This window comes from Phenylobacterium hankyongense (assembly GCF_003254505.1).
In the GTDB taxonomy this organism is placed as follows: domain Bacteria; phylum Pseudomonadota; class Alphaproteobacteria; order Caulobacterales; family Caulobacteraceae; genus Phenylobacterium; species Phenylobacterium hankyongense.
The window spans coordinates 3,538,221-3,554,914 of record NZ_QFYP01000001.1 but is presented as its reverse complement, the minus strand read 5'-3'; the positions used below and the strand labels follow the sequence as shown (position 1 = coordinate 3,554,914).

Below are 16,694 nucleotides of genomic sequence, written 5' to 3'. Positions count from 1 at the left end.
ATGATGCGGCCAGGTCAGCCCGCCTGGCCGTCAGGCGGACGCATCCCAACCGAGAGGGCGTCATGCGCAAGTACATCGACTGCCGCGAGGTCCCGAGCGAGCGCAACTGCACCGTTGCGATCTCGGCCGATAGCGAGTCCGAGCTTCTCGAGGCCGCCGTGCAGCACGCCGTGGCCGTGCACCAGCACCAGGACACCCCGGAGCTGCGCAGCATGATCAAGCAGGGCATCCACGAAGGCCAACCCGCCGCCTGAGCGGGGCTGCCGCCAGGTCGCCTGGCGACGTTAGGACCGCGCCGGAGCCGCGGTGGCCCCGCTCGGCCGGATCGGCCTCCCGGCGCTCGCCCAACCCCGGTTTTGCTTGCCGGAGCCCCGATCTGCGCCATCTTTGCCGCGGTCGAGAGGGGATTCTGCATGCGAAGGACGATGATGGCGGCCGCGGCCGCCCTGGCGCTGGCGTTCGGGCTGGTCGCCGCCGGCCCGGCTGCGTGGGCGGACGACGCCCCGGCCAAGGCCGACGCCGCCAAGAAGGACGGCGACAAGGACAAGGTCGAGCTGCCGCCGTTCCCCGCCGACGCCAGCGTCAAGCAGGTCACCCACGTCGCCGGCAAGACTCTCAACTACACCGCCACCGTCGGCTCGCTGCCGGTGCGCGACGAGAAGGGCAAGAAGATCGCCGAGGTGGTGTTCACCGCCTATGTGCTCGACGGCCCGAAGGACCCGAACCGGCCGGTGACCTTCGCCTTCAACGGCGGCCCCGGCGCGGCGTCGGTCTACCTCAACCTCGGCGCCATCGGCCCCAAGCGGGTGCAGTTCGGCGCCCAGGGCGACAGCCCCTCGGACCCCGCCCGGCTCACCGACAATCCCGGCACCTGGCTCGACTTCACCGACATGGTGTTCATCGACCCGGTCGGCACCGGCTTCTCACGCTCGCTGGTCGACAAGGACGAGACCAAGAAGCAGTTCTATTCGATCAAGCCGGACATCGAGTACCTGTCGCGGATCGTCTACGACTGGCTCTTGAAGAACGGCCGCATGGCCTCGCCCAAGTACGTGGCCGGCGAGAGCTACGGCGGCTTCCGGGCGCCGAAGATCACCTACTACCTGCAGACCAAGCTGGGGGTGGGCGTCAACGGCGTGGTGATGGTCTCGCCCTACCTGGAGCCGTCGGCCGACAGCGCGCCGGACTTCTCGCCGATGGCCTGGGTGGCCACCCTGCCGTCGATGACCGCCGCCAACTACGAGCGGCAGGGCAAGGTCCTGTCGCCGGAAGCCATGGCCGAGGTGGAGGCCTACGCCCGCGGCGAGTTCGTCAATGATCTCCTGAAAGGCCGGCGCGATCCCGACGCGGTGGCGAGGGTGGTGCGCAAGGTCACCGCCTACACCGGCCTGAACGAGACCTTCGTGCGCCAGTCGGGCGGCCGGATCGAAAGCCGCGCCTTCCTGCGCGAGCTCTATCGCGACAAGGGCCGGATCGGCAGCTGGTACGATTCCAACGTCACCCAGGACGATCCCTTCCCGTGGTCGCCGGACGGCCGTCGCGGCGACCCGATCCTCGACGCCATCATCGCGCCGACCACCAGCGCCATGGTCGACTTCGACACCCGCGTGGTCGGCTGGAAGGTGGAGGGCCGCTTCAACGCGCTCAGCAATGACGTCAATGAGAACTGGGAGAAGGGGATCGAGCTGACCGACGCGGCCACCGACCTGCGCCAGGCGGTCGCCGCCGATCCTAAGATGAAGGTGCTGATCGCCCACGGCTACGACGACCTGTCGTGCCCCTATTTCATCTCGCGCCTGATCATCGACCAGATGCCGATCAGCGGCGATCCCAACCGGGTGCGGCTCAGTATCTATCCGGGCGGCCACATGTTCTACAGCCGGCCGTCCAGCCAGGCGGCGTTCCGGCGCGACGTGATGAGCGTCTACGGCGCGGCGGGGTGACGGCGGCGCCACATTCGCCTTCAAACGGCCGTTTGCCTCCGGCGCTGGGTTATGCTTGTTCACTTATGAAGTAGCCGACGCAGAGCGGCGTACGTTTTTGAGGAGAACGTCCATGACCGAGGCCGCGCTGCCTCCCGGCTGGCCCGCCATGTCCATCGCCCAGGCGCATGCGTTGATGACGCAGCCGGGCAGTCCGCTGGAGACCGAGGAGAAGGTCATCGGCGGCGTGCCGCTGAAGGTCTGGAAGAACCTGCCGCCGTCGCTGCGCTCGGTGGTCGAGGCCTCCCGCGCCCATGGCGAGCGGGTGTTCCTGGTCTACGAGGACGAACGGGTCACCTTCGAGGCCTTCTACCGCGCCGTCTCGGCCTTCGCCCGCGAGCTCGCCGCGCAGGGGGTGGGCAAGGGCGACCGGGTCGCGGTGATCATGCGCAACCTGCCCGAATGGGTGGTGGCCTTCTACGCCGCCGCCTCGCTGGGCGCGGTGATCACCCCGCTGAACGCCTGGTGGACCGGGCCGGAGCTGGAATACGGCCTCACCGATTCCGGCGCCAAGGTCGCCATCGTCGACGCCGAGCGCTACCAGCGGCTCAGCCAGCACCTCTCGAACTGCCCGGGCCTGGTGCGGGTCTACGTCAGCCGCGAGGCCGAGGAGATCGCCCATCCGTGGGTGGCCAAGCTGGAGAGCGTGCTGGGCAGCGCCAACGACTGGGGCCGGCTGCCCGACCAGCCGCTGCCGCCGGCCGAGGTCGGTCCGGAAGACGACGCCACCATCTTCTACACCTCGGGGACCACGGGTAAGCCCAAGGGCGCGCTCGCCACCCAGAGGGCGGTGAACTCCAACATCATGACCGCCGCCGCCGCCGGCGCCCGCGGCTTCCTGCGCCGCGGCGAGGCGCCTCCGGCCCCCGACCCCAGTGCGCCGCAACGCTCGTCGCTGATCTCGGTGCCGTTCTTCCACGTCACCGGCTGTTTCGCGGTGCTGAACCCGTCGCTGTTCTCCGGCGCCAAGCTGGTGATGATGTACCGGTGGGACGTGGTCCGCGCCTTCGAGCTGATCGAGCGCGAGAAGATCCAGTCGGCCGGCGGCGTGCCGACCATCGCCTGGCAGCTGATCGAGCACCCGGCCCGCGCCAACTACGACCTCTCCTCGCTGGAGGCGGTGGCCTACGGCGGCGCGCCCTCGGCGCCGGAATTGGTGCGGCGCATCCGCGAGACCTTCCCCAAGTCGCAGCCCGGCCAGGGCTGGGGCATGACCGAGACCTGCGCCACGGTGACCTCCAACAGCGCCGAGGACTACATCAACCGCCCCGACAGCTGCGGCCCGGCCGCGGCGGTGGCCGAGCTGCAGATCCGCGACGCCGCCGACGGCGTGACGGTGCTGCCGGCCGGCGAAGTGGGCGAGCTGTGGTCCAAGGGGCCGATGAACTGCAAGCTCTACTGGAACAAGCCCGAGGCGACCGCCCAGACCTTCGTCGACGGCTGGGTGCGCACCGGCGACCTCGCCAAGCTCGACGAGGAGGGCTTCTGCTTCATCATCGACCGGGCCAAGGACATGCTGATCCGCGGCGGGGAGAACATCTACTGCGTGGAGGTGGAGAACGTCCTCTACGACCACCCGGCGGTGATGGACGCCGCCGTGGTCGGCATCCCGCACCGGACGCTGGGCGAGGAGCCCGCGGCGGTGGTGACGCTGAAGCCCGGCGCGGAGGCCACCGAGGCCGAGCTTCGCGCCCATGTGGCCGAGCGGCTGGCGGCCTTCAAGGTGCCGGTGCAGATCCGCTTCTGGCACGAGACCCTGCCGCGCAACGCCAATGGCAAGATCCTCAAGAACGAGCTGAAGAAGCTGTTCGAGGACGCGCCGGCCAGCGCCTGACGTCGCCGGCGTGAGCCGCAGGCGGGCCGACGTGCTGCTGGTCGAGTGCGGCTTCTTCGGGAGCCGCGCGAAGGCCCGCGCCGCCATCGAGGCGGGCGGCGTCACCGCCGACGGCCGGCCGGTGCTGAAGGCTTCGGATCCGCTCGACGAGGCGGCCGTCGTGGTCGCCACGCCGGCGCATCCCTGGGTCGGACGCGGGGCGCTGAAGCTGGCCCACGCCCTGGAGCTCTGGCCCGTGGCGGTCAAAGGCCGGGTCGTGCTGGACGTCGGGGCCTCCACCGGCGGCTTCACCGAGGTCTGCCTGGCGAAGGGCGCGCTGCGGGTCTACGCGGTCGACGTCGGCCGCGGACAGCTGCACCCGAGCCTCGCCGCCGACCCGCGGGTGGCGAGCCTGGAGGCCACCGACGCCCGCCAGCTCACCGCGGCGCTGGTCCCGGAACCGCCGGGCCTGATCGTCACCGACGTCAGCTTCATCGGCCTGGCGAAAGCGCTGCCGGCCGCCCTGGCGCTCGCCGCGCCGGGCGCCGATCTGGTGGCGCTGGTGAAGCCGCAGTTCGAGGTCGGACCCGACCGGGTGGGCAAGGGCGGCCTGGTGAAGGACGAGGCGGCGCGGCTTGACGCGCTGGAGGGCGTGAAGGGCTTCCTGGAGGGCGCGGGCTGGGCGGTGCAGGCGACCGCCGACAGCCCCATCGTCGGCGGCGACGGCAATCGCGAGTTCCTGCTCTGGGCGCGGCGGCCCGGCTAAGCCGGCCAAAGAAAAGGCCGCCTGCGGTGAAGCAGGCGGCCAAGTTCAACGGAAGATCGTGGGTGCGTCAGTCGACGACCTGATAGCGGCCCGAGCTGTCCTGGCAGACGCGGACAAAGCGCTTCTGGACGCGGCCGTCGGGCATGTAGATCGGGCTCTCGGCCAGGGTGCAGCCGTCGGCTCCCGGCGGACGGTCGACGATGCGGAGGCGCTCGCCACGGTGGCCGTAGACATAGACCTCCTCGACCCGGCTGCCGTAGCGGTAGGGGGGCGGGGGCGGCATGTCATAGCCCTGGGCATAGGGCGCGCCGTAGTCGGCCCGAGGCGGCGGCGGCGGGAGGGGCGGCGGCGGCGCGCTGTTGCACGCGGCGCTGCTGTTGCCGACCTTGGCCCCGGCCAGGGCGCCGAGGACGCCGCCCAGCAGCGAGCCGTCGGTGCGGTGGCCGCTGGCCGCCATCTGCGAGCCGACCGTCGCGCCGAGCCCGCCGCCCACCAGGGCGCCGACGATGCCGCGGCCGCTGGCCTCGCGCTGGCAGGGATCGTAGCCGCCGCCGTAGGCCGGCGCGGGGCCGCCGTAAGGCTGGGCCGACGCGGCCGAACCGCCGAGCGCCATCGCGCCCGCGATGGCCGCGAAGGCGACCTTGGCGAAGATGGAAGACTTGGACATCGCTGTTCCCTCTGACGTATCTCGATGGCGCTTCGGCCTAAGCCTGACTATGGCCGGCCCAAGCTGAACGGCCGTTAATCGCCGCGTTCATCTTCGTTCATGTGGCGTATACGCCTGCGCGAACCGCCATTTCCGTGAGCCCTAGCATGCGACGACCCAGACCCGCCCCGCGTCCCAATGCCGCCGCCCGTCCGCCGGTCGAGGTGGCGATCGAGGCGATGGGCGGGGAGGGCGACGGCATGGCGCCGGGGCCGGTCTTCGCGCCCTTCACCCTGCCGGGCGAGCGGGTGCGGGTGGCGGGCTCCGGCGAGCGGCGCGAGCTGATCGAGGTGCTCGAACCCAGCCCGGATCGCGTGGAGCCGCCGTGCCCGCACTTCGGGATCTGCGGCGGCTGCGCCCTGCAGCACTGGGCGCACGCGCCCTACCTGGCCTGGAAGGTGGAGCGGCTGCGCGGCACCCTGGCGCGCCAGAGCCTGGAGGCCGAGATGCTCCCGGCCTTCGCCGCCGCGCCGGCGACGCGGCGGCGCGTGGCCCTGCACGCCCGCCGTGGGACCCGCCAGGCCGCACGGCTGGGCTACAAGACCCGCAAGTCCTGGGACTTGGTGGACATCGCCGTCTGCCCGATCTCAGATCCGGCGATCCAGGCCGCGATCCCGGCGCTGAAGCGGCTGGCCGCGCCGCTGTTCGAACACCCGAAGTCCGCGCCGACCCTGCACGTGACGCTCACCGCCACCGGGCTCGACGTCGACATCTCCGGGGTGGAACGCAAGAGCGGCGGGCTGTCGGCGGACGCGCGGATGCAGCTGGCCGAACGGGCCGCCGAGGCGGACTTCGCCCGCGTCACCCTGGACGGCGAGATCGCCTATCTCGCCCGCCTGCCGCAGGTGACGTTCGGCGCCGCGACCGTGGCCCTGCCGGCCGGCGCCTTCCTGCAGGCGACCGCCGGCGCCGAGGCCGCCATGACCGCCTTCGTCGCGCAAGCGGCGGCCGGCGCCAACCGGATCGCCGACCTCTATTGCGGCGTCGGCACCTTCACCTTTCGGCTGGCGGAGATCGCCCAGGTGCATGCGGCGGACTTCGCGCCGGCGGCCGTGCAGGCGATCAGCGGCGCGATGGCCAGCGCGCCGGGGCTGAAAGGCGTCACCGCCGAGGCCCGCGACCTGGTCCGCCGGCCGATGCTGGCCGAGGAGCTGAAGAAGACCGACGTCGCGGTCTTCGACCCGCCGCGCGCCGGGGCGGCCGAGCAGACGGCGGAGCTGGCGCGGTCCGCCGTGGCGCGGGTGATCGGCGTCTCCTGCAACCCCGCGACCTTCGCCCGCGACGCCCGCACCCTGGTCGACGCCGGCTTCCGCCTGGAGCGGGTGCTGCCTGTCGACCAGTTCCTTTGGTCCCCGCATATAGAATTGGTGGGTGTGTTCTCGCGCTGATCGGCCCCCATATGGTGGCGATGGTTCCTCTCTCAGTCCTCGACCTGTCGCCGATCCTGCAAGGCTCGAACGCGACCCAATCCTTGCGCAACAGCCGCGACCTCGCCCAGCACGCCGAGCGGCTGGGCTTCCATCGCTACTGGCTTGCCGAGCACCACAACATGCCCGGCATCGCCAGCGCGGCGACCTCCGTGGTCATCGGCTATGTGGCGGAGGGCACCTCGACCATCCGGGTCGGGGCCGGCGGGGTGATGCTGCCCAACCACGCGCCGCTGGTGATCGCCGAGCAGTTCGGCACCCTGGAGGCCCTCTATCCCGGCCGCATCGACCTTGGCCTCGGCCGCGCGCCGGGCACGGACCAGATCACCGCCCGGGCGCTGCGCCGCACGCTCGTCGGCGACGTCGACCGCTTCCCGCAGGACGTGCTCGAGCTGATGGCCTACTTCCAGGAGCCGCAGCCCGGCCAGGCGGTGCGGGCCTATCCCGGCGCCGGCCTGAAGGTGCCGGTCTGGATCCTCGGCTCCAGCACCTACGGCGCGCAGCTCGCCGCGGCGCTGGGCCTGCCGTACGCCTTCGCCTCCCACTTCGCGCCGGCGCAGATGGAGGAGGCTATCGCCCTCTACCGGGCGCGGTTCGAGCCCTCCGAGCAACTCGACAAGCCCTGCGTGATGCTGGGGCTGAACGTGGTGGCGGCGGAGACCGACGCGGAGGCCAAGCGACTGTTCACCTCCCTGCAGCAGGCCTTCCTCAACCTGCGGACCGGCCACCCCAGCCCCTTGCCGCCGCCGGTCGACGACATCGATGCCCGCTTCGCCGCCGCCGGGATGAGCCCCGGCATGCAGGGCGCGCTGGCCAGCGCCGTGGTCGGCGCGCCGGAGACGGTGCGGCGCGGCCTCGACGACTTTGTGCGCCGCCACCAGCCCGACGAGATCATCGTCACCGCCCAGATCTACGACCACGCCGCGCGCGTCCGCTCCTTCGAGATCGTCGCCGCAGCCCGCGACCAGCTGGCGAAGGCGGCGTGACCACCGTCGACGGGCGCCCCCAGCTAGGGCGTCACGAACCACATCCCGTTCGGTTGCCCCAGGCCGATGACCACCGGGGTGAGCTCGCCCGAGCTCATGTCGAGTTTCAACACCGAGCCCCGTCCTGAGCTGTACGCAGCGCCGGGGACGAAGTCGCCGTCCAGGCGGTAGAGGGTGTTGGTGGCGGTGTCGGCGAACAGCAGGAAGGCGTTCTTCGCCGCCGGCGCGAACCGGGTGTCGTCCAGCGGCCAGAGGTTCCTGTAGAGCCTGACCGGCAACATCCTCGCGCTTTGGGCCGCCGTTCCGGGCTCATGGACAATGACGAGCTGCGAGTCCGCGACGCCGTCGACGATGAGGTCGCCGTTCGGGGCAACGGCCTCCGAATCCGGCTGGGTGAGGTTCAAGGTCATCGCCGCGCCGGTCACCGCGTGTGTCACCTGGGCGTTCGACGCCAGCACCGGCTTCCAGTCGAAGGTGTGGCTGGCGCTGTTCAGCCCGATCGCGATCACCGCCGGCGCGCCGGTCACGATCCCGTTCGGGGCCACGGAGTGATGGGAGGCGGTGGCGTAGACCACGCCCTTGATGATCACCATGTCGTCGACGCCGCCATGCGGCAGCGGCGTGGTCGGCTGGTACTCCGCCTGCGACCCGCTCTGCAGGTCGATGACGGTGAGAACCGGGTGATCGTCCTCGTTGGACATCGCCCACAGGGTGTGGGCGTCGTACGCCATCAGGCCGTCGTTGTGTCCCGCGACGCTGAACACCTTCCCCATGCGGCCGTGCAGGTCGTACTGGATGACCTCGGTCCGGCCCTGGACGGGGGGATGGCTGCCGGGGATGGCGCCGTCTCCGTCGAGGGCGTCGGCGTAGCCGACGAAGACGCTGTCGCCGAGTTGGAGGATGGAGTCCGGCTTGGTCGACTTCGCGGCGTTGGCGGGCGCGCCGGCGAAGACCGAGAGCTTGTAGCCGGCGACGGCGGTCACCGATCGGGGCGCGGCCGGGGCGCCCGGCGGCGGTGCGGCCCAAGCCGCAGCGCCGAGCGCGCCGATCGCCAGGGCCATCGGAATGGCCAGCAACTTGTGAGCGTTCATGTGAGGTCCTGGGGGCGGGGCTAGAGGGCCGCGGTGAAGCCTACCAGCACGGCGGGCCCGAACATCTCGCGCTGGATGACGCGGTTCTTCGAGCCTTCGGTGATGGTGTGGGCGGTGTTCAGCAGGTTGCGGCCGGCGACATAGACCGAGAACGTCGGGCTCAGCGCGTAGCTGGCGCTGAGGTCCGCGGCCAGGCGGGCTTCGGTGAACTGATCAACCGCCCGGCTGGCGCCGACGAACAGCAGGCTGCGGCCGACGTAGGACACCGCCCCGCGCACGCTCAGGCGGTCGTCCTCCCAATAGAGCGCGGCGTTGGCGTTGTTGCGCGAGGTGGAGGGCAGCGGGCCGTTCTCGCCCGGCCGGATCTGACCGGACGAGTCCACGTAGGTGTAATTGAGGCTCGTCCCGAGGCCGCTCAGCACGCCCGGCAGGAAGCTGAACTTCTGGTCGTAGTTCAACTCGAAGCCGACCGCCCTGGCGCTGGCGATGTTGCCGTAGGTCACCACCTGGGTGGCCGTGGACTGGTTGCCCAGCGCCCCGAGCACGACCGGGTCGGTGATCCCGCCGAACACCGTGCGCCCGAAGATGTAGTTCGACAGCTCCTTGTCGAAGACGTTGAACGAGGCGATCCCGCCGTGCGGCAGGTAGCCCTCGACCGACAGGTCGAGGTTGTTCGAGGTGATGGGCTTCAGGTTCGGGTTGCCCATCGCCACCACGTTGTTCGCCACGTCGATGGTGGCGGCGGGGTCGATCTGGTTGAACCCGGGCCGCGCGATGGTGCTCGAGTAGGAGGCCCGCAGAATCAGGTCCGGCCGGAGCTCATAACGCGCCTGCACCGACGGGAAGAGGTTGGTGTAGTCGGCCTTGGAGGAGACCGGCAGCAGGGTCGAGCCGTTGAAGGTCGGCGTCTGCCCGCCACGCTCGCCGCCGGCGCCCGTCGTGCCGGTCGGCACGCTGGTGTTGCCGCTGTAGCTGGCATGGGTGGTCTCGACGCGCAGCCCGGCCAGGATGCCCAGCTTGCCGAATGTCATCTGCTCCTGGGCGTAGGCCGCGTAGACGTCCTCCCTGTTGTCCTGCTGGACCGCGCCGCCGGCGAAGGCGTTGGCCGCCGGGTTGGTGGCGAAGCCGGCGCCTGCGCCGCCCTGGAACAGGTTGCGCGAGCCGTCGACGCTGATGTTCTGCCCGTTCGCGTAGTGGTCCTGGTAGTAGTAGATCGGCGATCCGTAGACGACGCCGCTCAGGCTCACGGCGGGCACGGCGGTCGAGGTGTAGGGATTGAACTGGTGGGTGTTCGTGCGCAGCCGCGCCGAGGCCCCCACCTTCAGCTCCTCGTCCGAGGCGCCGGTGAAATGGGTCGGCAGGCTGGCGTTGACCGCGGCCGTCCATTCCCGGGTCCGGTAGAGCTGGGTGTTGTCGGTGACGCTGGCCAGGCCGTAGGTGCTCGGATCCAGCTGGTTCGCGCCGATGATGGTGTAGCTTGGGTACCGGTAATCAGCCTGGTTGTAGTTGATGGACGCGGCGCCCGGCTTGGCGGTGTAGGTGGCGATGTTGTCGTAGGGCCGGTAGTCGCGGCCTTCGGCGAAGGCGACGTGGTAGTCGACCTTGGCCGCGCCGATCTGGTTTTCGCCGCCGATCTCGGCGATGTTCAGGCTGACCTGCTCCTGCATGTAGCGGAGCGACTTGTCGAACTGCTTGACGCCCGAGGTGATGCTGCCGTCGGGGTTCTGCACCGAGGCGCCGGCGGTCTTGACCACCCAGCGGTCGCGTTCGACGTCCTCGACGTATCCCGAATAGAGATAGCGGGCATAGAACCGATTGTTGGCGTCGGGCTGGTAGGCGAGTTCGCCGCCGACGCCCTTGGTCGTCCGGTGGAACTGGTAGTAGGCCTGGGTCATGTTCGACCAGGCCAGGTTCGGCGAGGTCGACTTGTCGATGAAGGCGGCGCGGCGGTCGTCCGTGCCCAGCGCGTCCTTGTAGTAGGACAGGGAGCCGACGAACGAGAAGGGCTTGTCCTCGCCTGCGCCGCCGAAGCGGAAGCCGCCGCTCGCGGACAGGTCAACGACGCCGGTCTTGCGCGAATACTGCTCGCCCGTCCCGGCGCGCAGCTCCAGGAAGTGGTCGCGGCCGTCGGGGATGGCCTTGGGCGTGATCTCCACGGTGCCGCCGAGCGCTTCGGCGTCCTGTTCGGGCTTGTTGGTCTTGGTGATCGTCAACGAGCCGATCATGCCGGTCGGAAAGGTGTCGAAGGCGAAGGCCCGGCCGCCGTTCTGCGGGCTGACGGGGTTGGTCGGGGGCAGGTGGACGCCGCCGTAGGTCGTGCTGGTCAGGTCCGCGTCGAGGCCGCGGATGTTCACCCAGCGGCCCTGGCCGGTGTCGACGGACAGCGCCGCGCCGGGCAGGCGGGCGATGGCCTCGCCGGCGTTGATGTCCGGCAGCTTGCGGACCTCCTCCTGCGTGACCGTCTCGATGACGTTGGGCGCGGTCTCCTGGCGGGTGCGGGAAGTGACCTCGGGATCCAGCCGGGCGGCGTTCACCGTCACGGCGCTGACCTCATTGGCGCCCGCAGCGTCGGTCGCGACGCCCGCGGCCAGGGCCGCGGTGGCGGTCGAGCTCAACAGTCCCGCCATGAGGACTGCGAGTTTCTTTCGCGGCAAGCGCTGGAGCCGCGTCATTTCTAACGATTGCAAAAGATATCTCCGTCGCCGTCTGCCATAAAATCTTGCAGAATACTTCTCATCCACAGATCGGCGCAGAAGTTGATTGCGAAAAATTATCTGAAAATTATCCAGCCATAGCATCGCCAAAATTTCACAAAGAATACGAACCTTCACATCAGTGTCATTTGCGCCGTCTAAAATCGGTTGGCGGCCGGAGTGCTGCGCTCCCCTGACAAAGTCATTGTCGATGCGGCTACTTCTGATCGAGGACGATCCCATGCTGGGCGCCAGCATCCGCATGGGATTCCAGCCCTATGGCTTCACGGTCGACTGGGTGCAGGACGGAGACGCCGCGGACGAGGCCCTAGAAGCCGAATCCTTCTCGACGGTGCTGCTGGACCTCGGCCTGCCGCGAAAGTCCGGCCTCGAGGTGCTGAGGAACCTGAGGGGCCGGCGAGACGATACCCCGGTGATCATCCTGTCGGCGCGCGACGCCGTGCCCGACCGCATCGCCGGGCTGGACGCGGGCGCGGACGATTATCTCAACAAGCCCTTCGACCTGGACGAGCTCGCGGCCCGCATCCGGGCGGTGCGCCGACGGCGCGACGGCCGGACCAGTTCGGTGCTGCGCCACGGCGCCATCGCATTCGACCCAGCGACGATGACCGTGTCCTACCACGGCAAGACCGTCAGCCTGCGCACCCGCGAGCTGGCGCTGCTCGCCGCGCTCATCGAGCGGCCGGGCGCGGTGCTGTCGCGCAACCAGTTGATCGACAAGATCTACGGCTGGGGCGCTGACATCGAGAGCAATACGATCGAAGTGCACGTCCACGCGCTGCGGAAGAAGTTCTCGCCGGGCATCGTGCGGAACATCCGCGGCATAGGGTACGTGCTGGCCGATGAATACTCGACGCTCGTCGATTAAGCGGACCCTGCTGCTTTGGCTGGTGTCGGCGCTCTTCGCGCTGAGCGCCCTGTTCATCGCCACGACCTATGTGGTCGAGCGGATCATGCTGGAGCACGACCAGAACGGGCGGCTGGAGCAGATCGCCCGCGCCATACCGCCGAACCTCAAGCAGGCGGACGTCAGGGCGATCAACGTCAAGCTGCACCACGGCCCGGACGATTTTCTCCTGCAGATCTGGGACGGCGGGGCCGAAATCTACCGCTCGCACGATGACCTCCGGTTGCCGCGGTTCTCGGTCCCGGGGTTCAGTATCGAGAGCTGGGGCGGGCAGAGGTGGAAGGTCTATGTCCGCCGCGCCCAGGGACACACCATCCAGGTCGCCCAATCCCTGCAGGCCCGCGCCGCCATCGCACGGGGCCGGGCCCTGCACACGATGGTTCCGCTGCTCCTGTTCATCCCAGTCATCGGCCTGTGCATCCCGCTTTGCATCGACCGCGCGCTAAGGTCGTTGAACCAGCTGTCCGGGGAGCTTCACGGCCGCAGCGCGGAGACGCTCGCGCCGGTGTCCCGCGGGGATCAGCCGGCCGAGATCGTGCCGCTTACCGAAGCGCTGGATACGCTCTTCCACCGCCTGCGCGAGGCCTCGGACCGCCAGCGCAAGTTCATCGCCGACGCGTCCCATGAGCTGCGCACGCCGCTGGCGACCCTGCAGGTGCAGACCCAGGTGGTTGAGCAGAGCCTGGGCCCGGCGCAGCAGCGCGCCGCCCTGGAGGCGCTGAAGGCGGGGATCAAGCGCACGAGCCATCTGGCGGAGCAGCTCCTGCTCACCTCGCAACTGGAATCGGCCGCCCCGCCCGCGGCGGCGGAGGTCCTGCGCCTGGACCACCTGGCCCGCGACGTGATCATGGATCTGCTGCCCTTCTCGGTCTCCAAAGACATCGACCTCGGGATGGGGCGCACGGATCCGGCGACGGTGACCGGTTCCGGTTACCAGCTGCGGTTGCTGGTCCGGAACCTGATCGACAACGCCATCCGCTACACGCCCCGAGGCGGCCGCGTGGACGTGGCGGTGGAAGGCGGGCTGGGCGGGGTCAGCCTCGTGGTCGCCGACAGCGGCCCGGGGATTCCGCCGCAGGACCATGACCGGGTCTTCGACCGCTTTTACCGGTGCCTAGGCCATGACACCCCGGGCAGCGGCCTCGGCCTGGCGATCGTCAAACAGGTGGCGGTCCAGCACGAGGCCCAGATCCGCCTGGACCGTAGCGCCCATCTCGCCGGCTTGGAGGTCACGGTCCGTTTCCCGCAGAGGCCTGCGTAACGCTCAGAGCCCGAACAGGTCGATCTGGTCGCCGGCCTTGGGCGGGGGCCGGAACCGGGTCAGGTCCAGGCCGTCGAAGCGGAAGTCGAGGCCGTAGCGGCGCTTGGCGGCGGCGAAGCGCTGGGACATCAGGTCGGCGATCGGGCCTTCGCCCTTCATCCGCTTGCCCCACTGGGCGTCGTAGTCCTTGCCGCCGCGCATCTGGCGGACCAGCGACATGACCCGGCTGGCGCGGTCCGGGTGGTCGCTCTCCAGCCACTCGCGGAACAGGTCCTTGATCTCCAGCGGCAGGCGCAGCGCCACATAGCCCGCGCCGCGCGCCCCGGCCTGGGCCGAGCGCTCCAGCACGCCTTCCATCTCGTGGTCGTTGAGGCCGGGGATGGCGGGGGCGAACATCACGATCACCGGCACGCCCGCCTCGGACAGCCGGCGCACCGCCTCCAGCCGCTTCTCCGGCGTGGCGGCCCGCGGCTCCATCGAGCGCGACAGCTTGCGGTCCAGCGAGGTGATCGAGATCGCCACTCGCACCAGGTTCTTCTCCGCCATCGGGGCGAGCAGGTCGAGGTCGCGCAGGATCAGCGCGGACTTGCTGATGATCGAGAACGGGTGCTCGAAGCGCGACAGCACCTCGATCACCGAGCGGGTGATCCGCAGCGACCGCTCCTGGGGCTGGTAGGGATCGGTGTTGCCGCCGATGTGGATCACCTCGGGGACATAGCGCGGCCTGGACAGTTCCCGCTCCAGCAGGGCGGCGGCCTCGGGCTTGAAGAACAGCTTGGATTCGAAGTCGAGGCCCGGCGAGAGCCCCATGTAGGCGTGGGCCGGCCGCGCGTAGCAGTAGATGCAGCCGTGCTCGCAGCCCCGGTACGGATTGATCGAGGCCGAGAAGCCGACGTCCGGGCTGTCGTTGCGGGTGATGATCACCTTGGCCTTCTCGGGCGAGACCGTGGTCGAGAACGATTTCGGGTCCGGCTCGTCCGGCGTCCAGCCGTCGTCGAACGCCTCGCGGCCCTGGGCCTCGTAGCGGCCGGAGTGGTTTGACCTGGCCCCACGCCCGCGCGCGGCGCCCACGATGACAGGTGACGGGGACATCCCGCGATCATAGGCCGACGCCAGAACAAAACAAGAACCTACATCTGGAATCCGCGCGCCCCGGCGTGACGAAAACCCGTTGCGCGGTGTCGGATGGGGCCGCTGTCGTGCGTTCTTAGGGAGCGCCCACCTCTGGAGGCATCCCGATGAAGGTCACCCAGCATCTCTGGTTCGAGAAGGACATGGAGGCGGCCGTCGCCTTCTACACCTCGCTGATCCCCGGCTCATCGATGGAATGGACCTCGGCCGTTCCGGTCGACAACCCGAGTGGCCCGGCCGGCAGCGTCAAGATTGCGGCGTTCACAATCGGCGACCAGCGCTACATGGCGATCGAGGCGGGACCGCTCGACGCGTTCAACCATAGCTTCTCGGTCGTGGTGGAGTGCGACGACCAGGCGGAAATCGACCGGCTGTGGGAGGCGTTGAAGGCGGGCGGGTCGGAGGAGCAATGCGGCTGGCTGAGGGATCGCTGGGGCCTGTGCTGGCAGATCACGCCCAGGCGGCTTGGCGAACTGATGCGGGACCCTGACCCGGCAAAGGCCAAGCGGGTGGCAGCCGCGATGCTCCAGATGGTGAAGTTTGACATCGACGCACTGGAAGCGGCGGCCGAGGGACTGAGCCGCCCCACCGCTGCGACGGCCGGCGAACCTGCCTGAGGCGGATGGACCTGAGGTTAGCTTGCAGGCTGCGAGTTGATGTCCGCGCCTGATCCGTTCCTGGCGTGGAACAGGTCCCACGCGCCGGAGTGAGTGGAACGAAACAAGAACATAATCCTTGTGCGCCCGGGCCGGAAACTGTAGCGCTTAGCTTGGCAGGGGTCGGATCAATGCGCGCCGTCGATGCTGAGCACTACTGGATCGCCGCCCGCTTCGAGCGGCGCGAGGGTTGGAACGGGGACGCCTACCCCTTCAACCTGCCGGTCGTCCGCGACCTGGACGAGATGAGGTTCCATCCGAAGGTGACCTTCCTGGTCGGCGAGAACGGCTCGGGCAAGTCCACCCTGATCGAGGCGCTGGCGGTCGCGTGGGGCTTCAACGCGGAGGGCGGGAGCAAGAACTTCAACTTTGGCACGCGGGAATCCCACTCGCAGCTGCACCAGTTCGTCAGGCCCGTGCGGTCTGCGAGGCGAGCCCAGGACGGCTACTTCCTGCGCGCCGAAAGCCATTTCAACGTTGGCACTCAGATCGACGAACTGGGCGCAACCGACTCCTACGGCGGCGTTTCACTGCACGAGCAGTCGCATGGAGAGTCCTTCTTTGCGCTTCTCGATAATCGCTTTCGAGGCGCCGGCCTCTACATCCTGGATGAACCGGAGGCGGCGCTGTCGCCCAACCGACAGCTCAGTTTCCTCGTGCGGATGCACGAACTCATCGGCTTGAGGTCGCAATTCATCATCGCCACCCATTCGCCGATCATCCTCGGCTACCCGGACGCGTGGATATATCAGACCACCCCGACGGGGCTCGAAAGGGTCGACTATGAAGACACCGACCATTTCCAGGTGACGCGCAACTTCCTGAACCGGCGGCAGACGTTCCTCGACATCTTGCTGTCTGACGACTGATGCCATGCGCCTAGCGGGGGGTAGAGTTTCAGGCAGTGGGTCAGTTTGAAACTTGGCCCTTGAAGCGGCGGCCCTTCAAGCCGAGCAAGTCCATCGCGAGCCAAAGAAGTGTCGGTAGCCCATAGACGCTCGCGGCGTAGAGAAACCTCGGCGGGCCGCCGTCGGCATAGCCTAGACCACCAAGTCCTACGGCCAGAACGTAAGCGACGGCATGGGCGACAAGAATTCGGCGCTCATTGTCACCAAGCCTTTTGAACATCCACAACGTCAGGCGGCTGAGTAGGAGCATTCCCACGACGCCACCTACCGCCATACCGATCATATAAGCCATGAAGTCCCCCCTCGTGAGGGTCAAGCTTACACTGAACCCGGCTGCTTGTAAGAG

Annotated in this window: 15 protein-coding genes; 10 read left to right on the top strand and 5 right to left on the bottom strand. The window is 69.0% G+C overall.

The window, feature by feature from the left end:
* Window positions 1-62 precede the first annotated feature (62 nt).
* The 4 genes from DJ021_RS17055 to DJ021_RS17040 all read left to right on the top strand — a co-directional run bounded on the left by DJ021_RS17055 (window position 63) and on the right by DJ021_RS17040 (window position 4,561).
* Window positions 63-254, top strand: a complete 192-nt coding sequence (locus DJ021_RS17055; RefSeq protein WP_111458678.1) for a DUF1059 domain-containing protein — start codon at window positions 63-65, stop codon at window positions 252-254.
* A 159-nt stretch (window positions 255-413) separates the two neighbouring features.
* Window positions 414-1,943, top strand: coding sequence for a S10 family peptidase (locus DJ021_RS17050; RefSeq protein WP_111458677.1), 1,530 nt, complete (start codon window positions 414-416; stop codon window positions 1,941-1,943).
* A 112-nt stretch (window positions 1,944-2,055) separates the two neighbouring features.
* Window positions 2,056-3,816: a class I adenylate-forming enzyme family protein gene (locus tag DJ021_RS17045; RefSeq protein ID WP_111458676.1), complete on the top strand. Its 1,761-nt coding sequence runs from the start codon at window positions 2,056-2,058 to the stop codon at window positions 3,814-3,816.
* A gap of 10 nt (window positions 3,817-3,826) precedes the next feature.
* On the top strand, window positions 3,827-4,561 hold the full coding sequence (locus DJ021_RS17040) for a TlyA family RNA methyltransferase (RefSeq protein WP_111458675.1): 735 nt from the start codon (window positions 3,827-3,829) through the stop codon (window positions 4,559-4,561).
* Between the two features lie 67 nt (window positions 4,562-4,628).
* On the opposite strand, the gene DJ021_RS17035 is transcribed toward DJ021_RS17040, so the two are convergent.
* Complete coding sequence (locus DJ021_RS17035; RefSeq protein ID WP_111458674.1) at window positions 4,629-5,228, bottom strand: glycine zipper 2TM domain-containing protein; 600 nt, start codon at window positions 5,226-5,228, stop codon at window positions 4,629-4,631.
* A 146-nt stretch (window positions 5,229-5,374) separates the two neighbouring features.
* Here DJ021_RS17035 and DJ021_RS17030 point away from each other — a divergent pair, with 146 nt between their 5' ends.
* Window positions 5,375-6,655: a class I SAM-dependent RNA methyltransferase gene (locus tag DJ021_RS17030; RefSeq protein ID WP_111458673.1), complete on the top strand. Its 1,281-nt coding sequence runs from the start codon at window positions 5,375-5,377 to the stop codon at window positions 6,653-6,655.
* A 20-nt stretch (window positions 6,656-6,675) separates the two neighbouring features.
* Window positions 6,676-7,680, top strand: a complete 1,005-nt coding sequence (locus tag DJ021_RS17025) for an LLM class flavin-dependent oxidoreductase (RefSeq protein WP_111459157.1) — start codon at window positions 6,676-6,678, stop codon at window positions 7,678-7,680.
* Between the two features lie 23 nt (window positions 7,681-7,703).
* Here the strand turns inward: DJ021_RS17025 and DJ021_RS17020 are convergent, their stop codons facing one another.
* Both DJ021_RS17020 and DJ021_RS17015 read right to left on the bottom strand, forming a co-directional pair.
* On the bottom strand, window positions 7,704-8,771 hold the full coding sequence (locus tag DJ021_RS17020) for a hypothetical protein (RefSeq protein ID WP_207801870.1): 1,068 nt from the start codon (window positions 8,769-8,771) through the stop codon (window positions 7,704-7,706).
* A 20-nt stretch (window positions 8,772-8,791) separates the two neighbouring features.
* Window positions 8,792-11,386 (bottom strand): TonB-dependent receptor, encoded by a 2,595-nt coding sequence (locus DJ021_RS17015; protein WP_207801869.1) that lies wholly within the window; start codon window positions 11,384-11,386, stop codon window positions 8,792-8,794.
* Window positions 11,387-11,675: 289 nt separating this feature from the next.
* On the opposite strand from DJ021_RS17015, the gene DJ021_RS17010 reads away from it, so the two are divergent.
* Together DJ021_RS17010 and DJ021_RS17005 are read left to right on the top strand one after the other, a co-directional pair.
* Window positions 11,676-12,353 carry a response regulator transcription factor gene (locus DJ021_RS17010; protein ID WP_111458671.1) on the top strand — a complete coding sequence of 226 codons (678 nt, stop codon included), beginning with the start codon at window positions 11,676-11,678 and terminating at the stop codon, window positions 12,351-12,353.
* Window positions 12,328-13,653, top strand: a complete 1,326-nt coding sequence (locus tag DJ021_RS17005) for an ATP-binding protein (protein ID WP_111458670.1) — start codon at window positions 12,328-12,330, stop codon at window positions 13,651-13,653. The genes DJ021_RS17010 and DJ021_RS17005 overlap by 26 nt, the downstream gene beginning before the upstream one ends.
* A 3-nt stretch (window positions 13,654-13,656) precedes the next feature.
* Here the strand turns inward: DJ021_RS17005 and DJ021_RS17000 are convergent, their stop codons facing one another.
* Entirely contained in the window at window positions 13,657-14,745 is a 1,089-nt protein-coding gene (locus DJ021_RS17000) for a PA0069 family radical SAM protein (protein WP_111458669.1), read from the bottom strand.
* A 146-nt stretch (window positions 14,746-14,891) separates the two neighbouring features.
* Between DJ021_RS17000 and DJ021_RS16995 the strand changes: the two genes are divergently transcribed.
* Window positions 14,892-15,401 (top strand): VOC family protein, encoded by a 510-nt coding sequence (locus DJ021_RS16995; protein WP_111458668.1) that lies wholly within the window; start codon window positions 14,892-14,894, stop codon window positions 15,399-15,401.
* A 170-nt stretch (window positions 15,402-15,571) separates the two neighbouring features.
* A complete protein-coding gene (locus DJ021_RS16990) occupies window positions 15,572-16,309 on the top strand; it encodes an AAA family ATPase (protein ID WP_111458667.1) in 738 nt (245 codons plus the stop codon).
* 40 nt (window positions 16,310-16,349) lie between these two features.
* Here the strand turns inward: DJ021_RS16990 and DJ021_RS16985 are convergent, their stop codons facing one another.
* A complete protein-coding gene (locus DJ021_RS16985; RefSeq protein ID WP_133255051.1) occupies window positions 16,350-16,640 on the bottom strand; it encodes a hypothetical protein in 291 nt (96 codons plus the stop codon).
* Window positions 16,641-16,694: the final 54 nt, after the last annotated feature.

Coding starts and splice junctions, on each gene's coding strand:
- DJ021_RS17055 (WP_111458678.1), top strand. CDS start 63: ATGCGCAAGTACATCGACTGCCGCGAGGTCCCGAGCGAGCGCAACTGC.
- DJ021_RS17050 (WP_111458677.1), top strand. CDS start 414: ATGCGAAGGACGATGATGGCGGCCGCGGCCGCCCTGGCGCTGGCGTTC.
- DJ021_RS17045 (WP_111458676.1), top strand. CDS start 2,056: ATGACCGAGGCCGCGCTGCCTCCCGGCTGGCCCGCCATGTCCATCGCC.
- DJ021_RS17035 (WP_111458674.1), bottom strand. CDS start 5,228: ATGTCCAAGTCTTCCATCTTCGCCAAGGTCGCCTTCGCGGCCATCGCG.
- DJ021_RS17030 (WP_111458673.1), top strand. CDS start 5,375: ATGCGACGACCCAGACCCGCCCCGCGTCCCAATGCCGCCGCCCGTCCG.
- DJ021_RS17025 (WP_111459157.1), top strand. CDS start 6,676: ATGGTTCCTCTCTCAGTCCTCGACCTGTCGCCGATCCTGCAAGGCTCG.
- DJ021_RS17020 (WP_207801870.1), bottom strand. CDS start 8,771: ATGAACGCTCACAAGTTGCTGGCCATTCCGATGGCCCTGGCGATCGGC.
- DJ021_RS17010 (WP_111458671.1), top strand. CDS start 11,676: ATGCGGCTACTTCTGATCGAGGACGATCCCATGCTGGGCGCCAGCATC.
- DJ021_RS17005 (WP_111458670.1), top strand. CDS start 12,328: ATGAATACTCGACGCTCGTCGATTAAGCGGACCCTGCTGCTTTGGCTG.
- DJ021_RS17000 (WP_111458669.1), bottom strand. CDS start 14,745: ATGTCCCCGTCACCTGTCATCGTGGGCGCCGCGCGCGGGCGTGGGGCC.
- DJ021_RS16995 (WP_111458668.1), top strand. CDS start 14,892: ATGAAGGTCACCCAGCATCTCTGGTTCGAGAAGGACATGGAGGCGGCC.
- DJ021_RS16990 (WP_111458667.1), top strand. CDS start 15,572: ATGCGCGCCGTCGATGCTGAGCACTACTGGATCGCCGCCCGCTTCGAG.
- DJ021_RS16985 (WP_133255051.1), bottom strand. CDS start 16,640: ATGGCTTATATGATCGGTATGGCGGTAGGTGGCGTCGTGGGAATGCTC.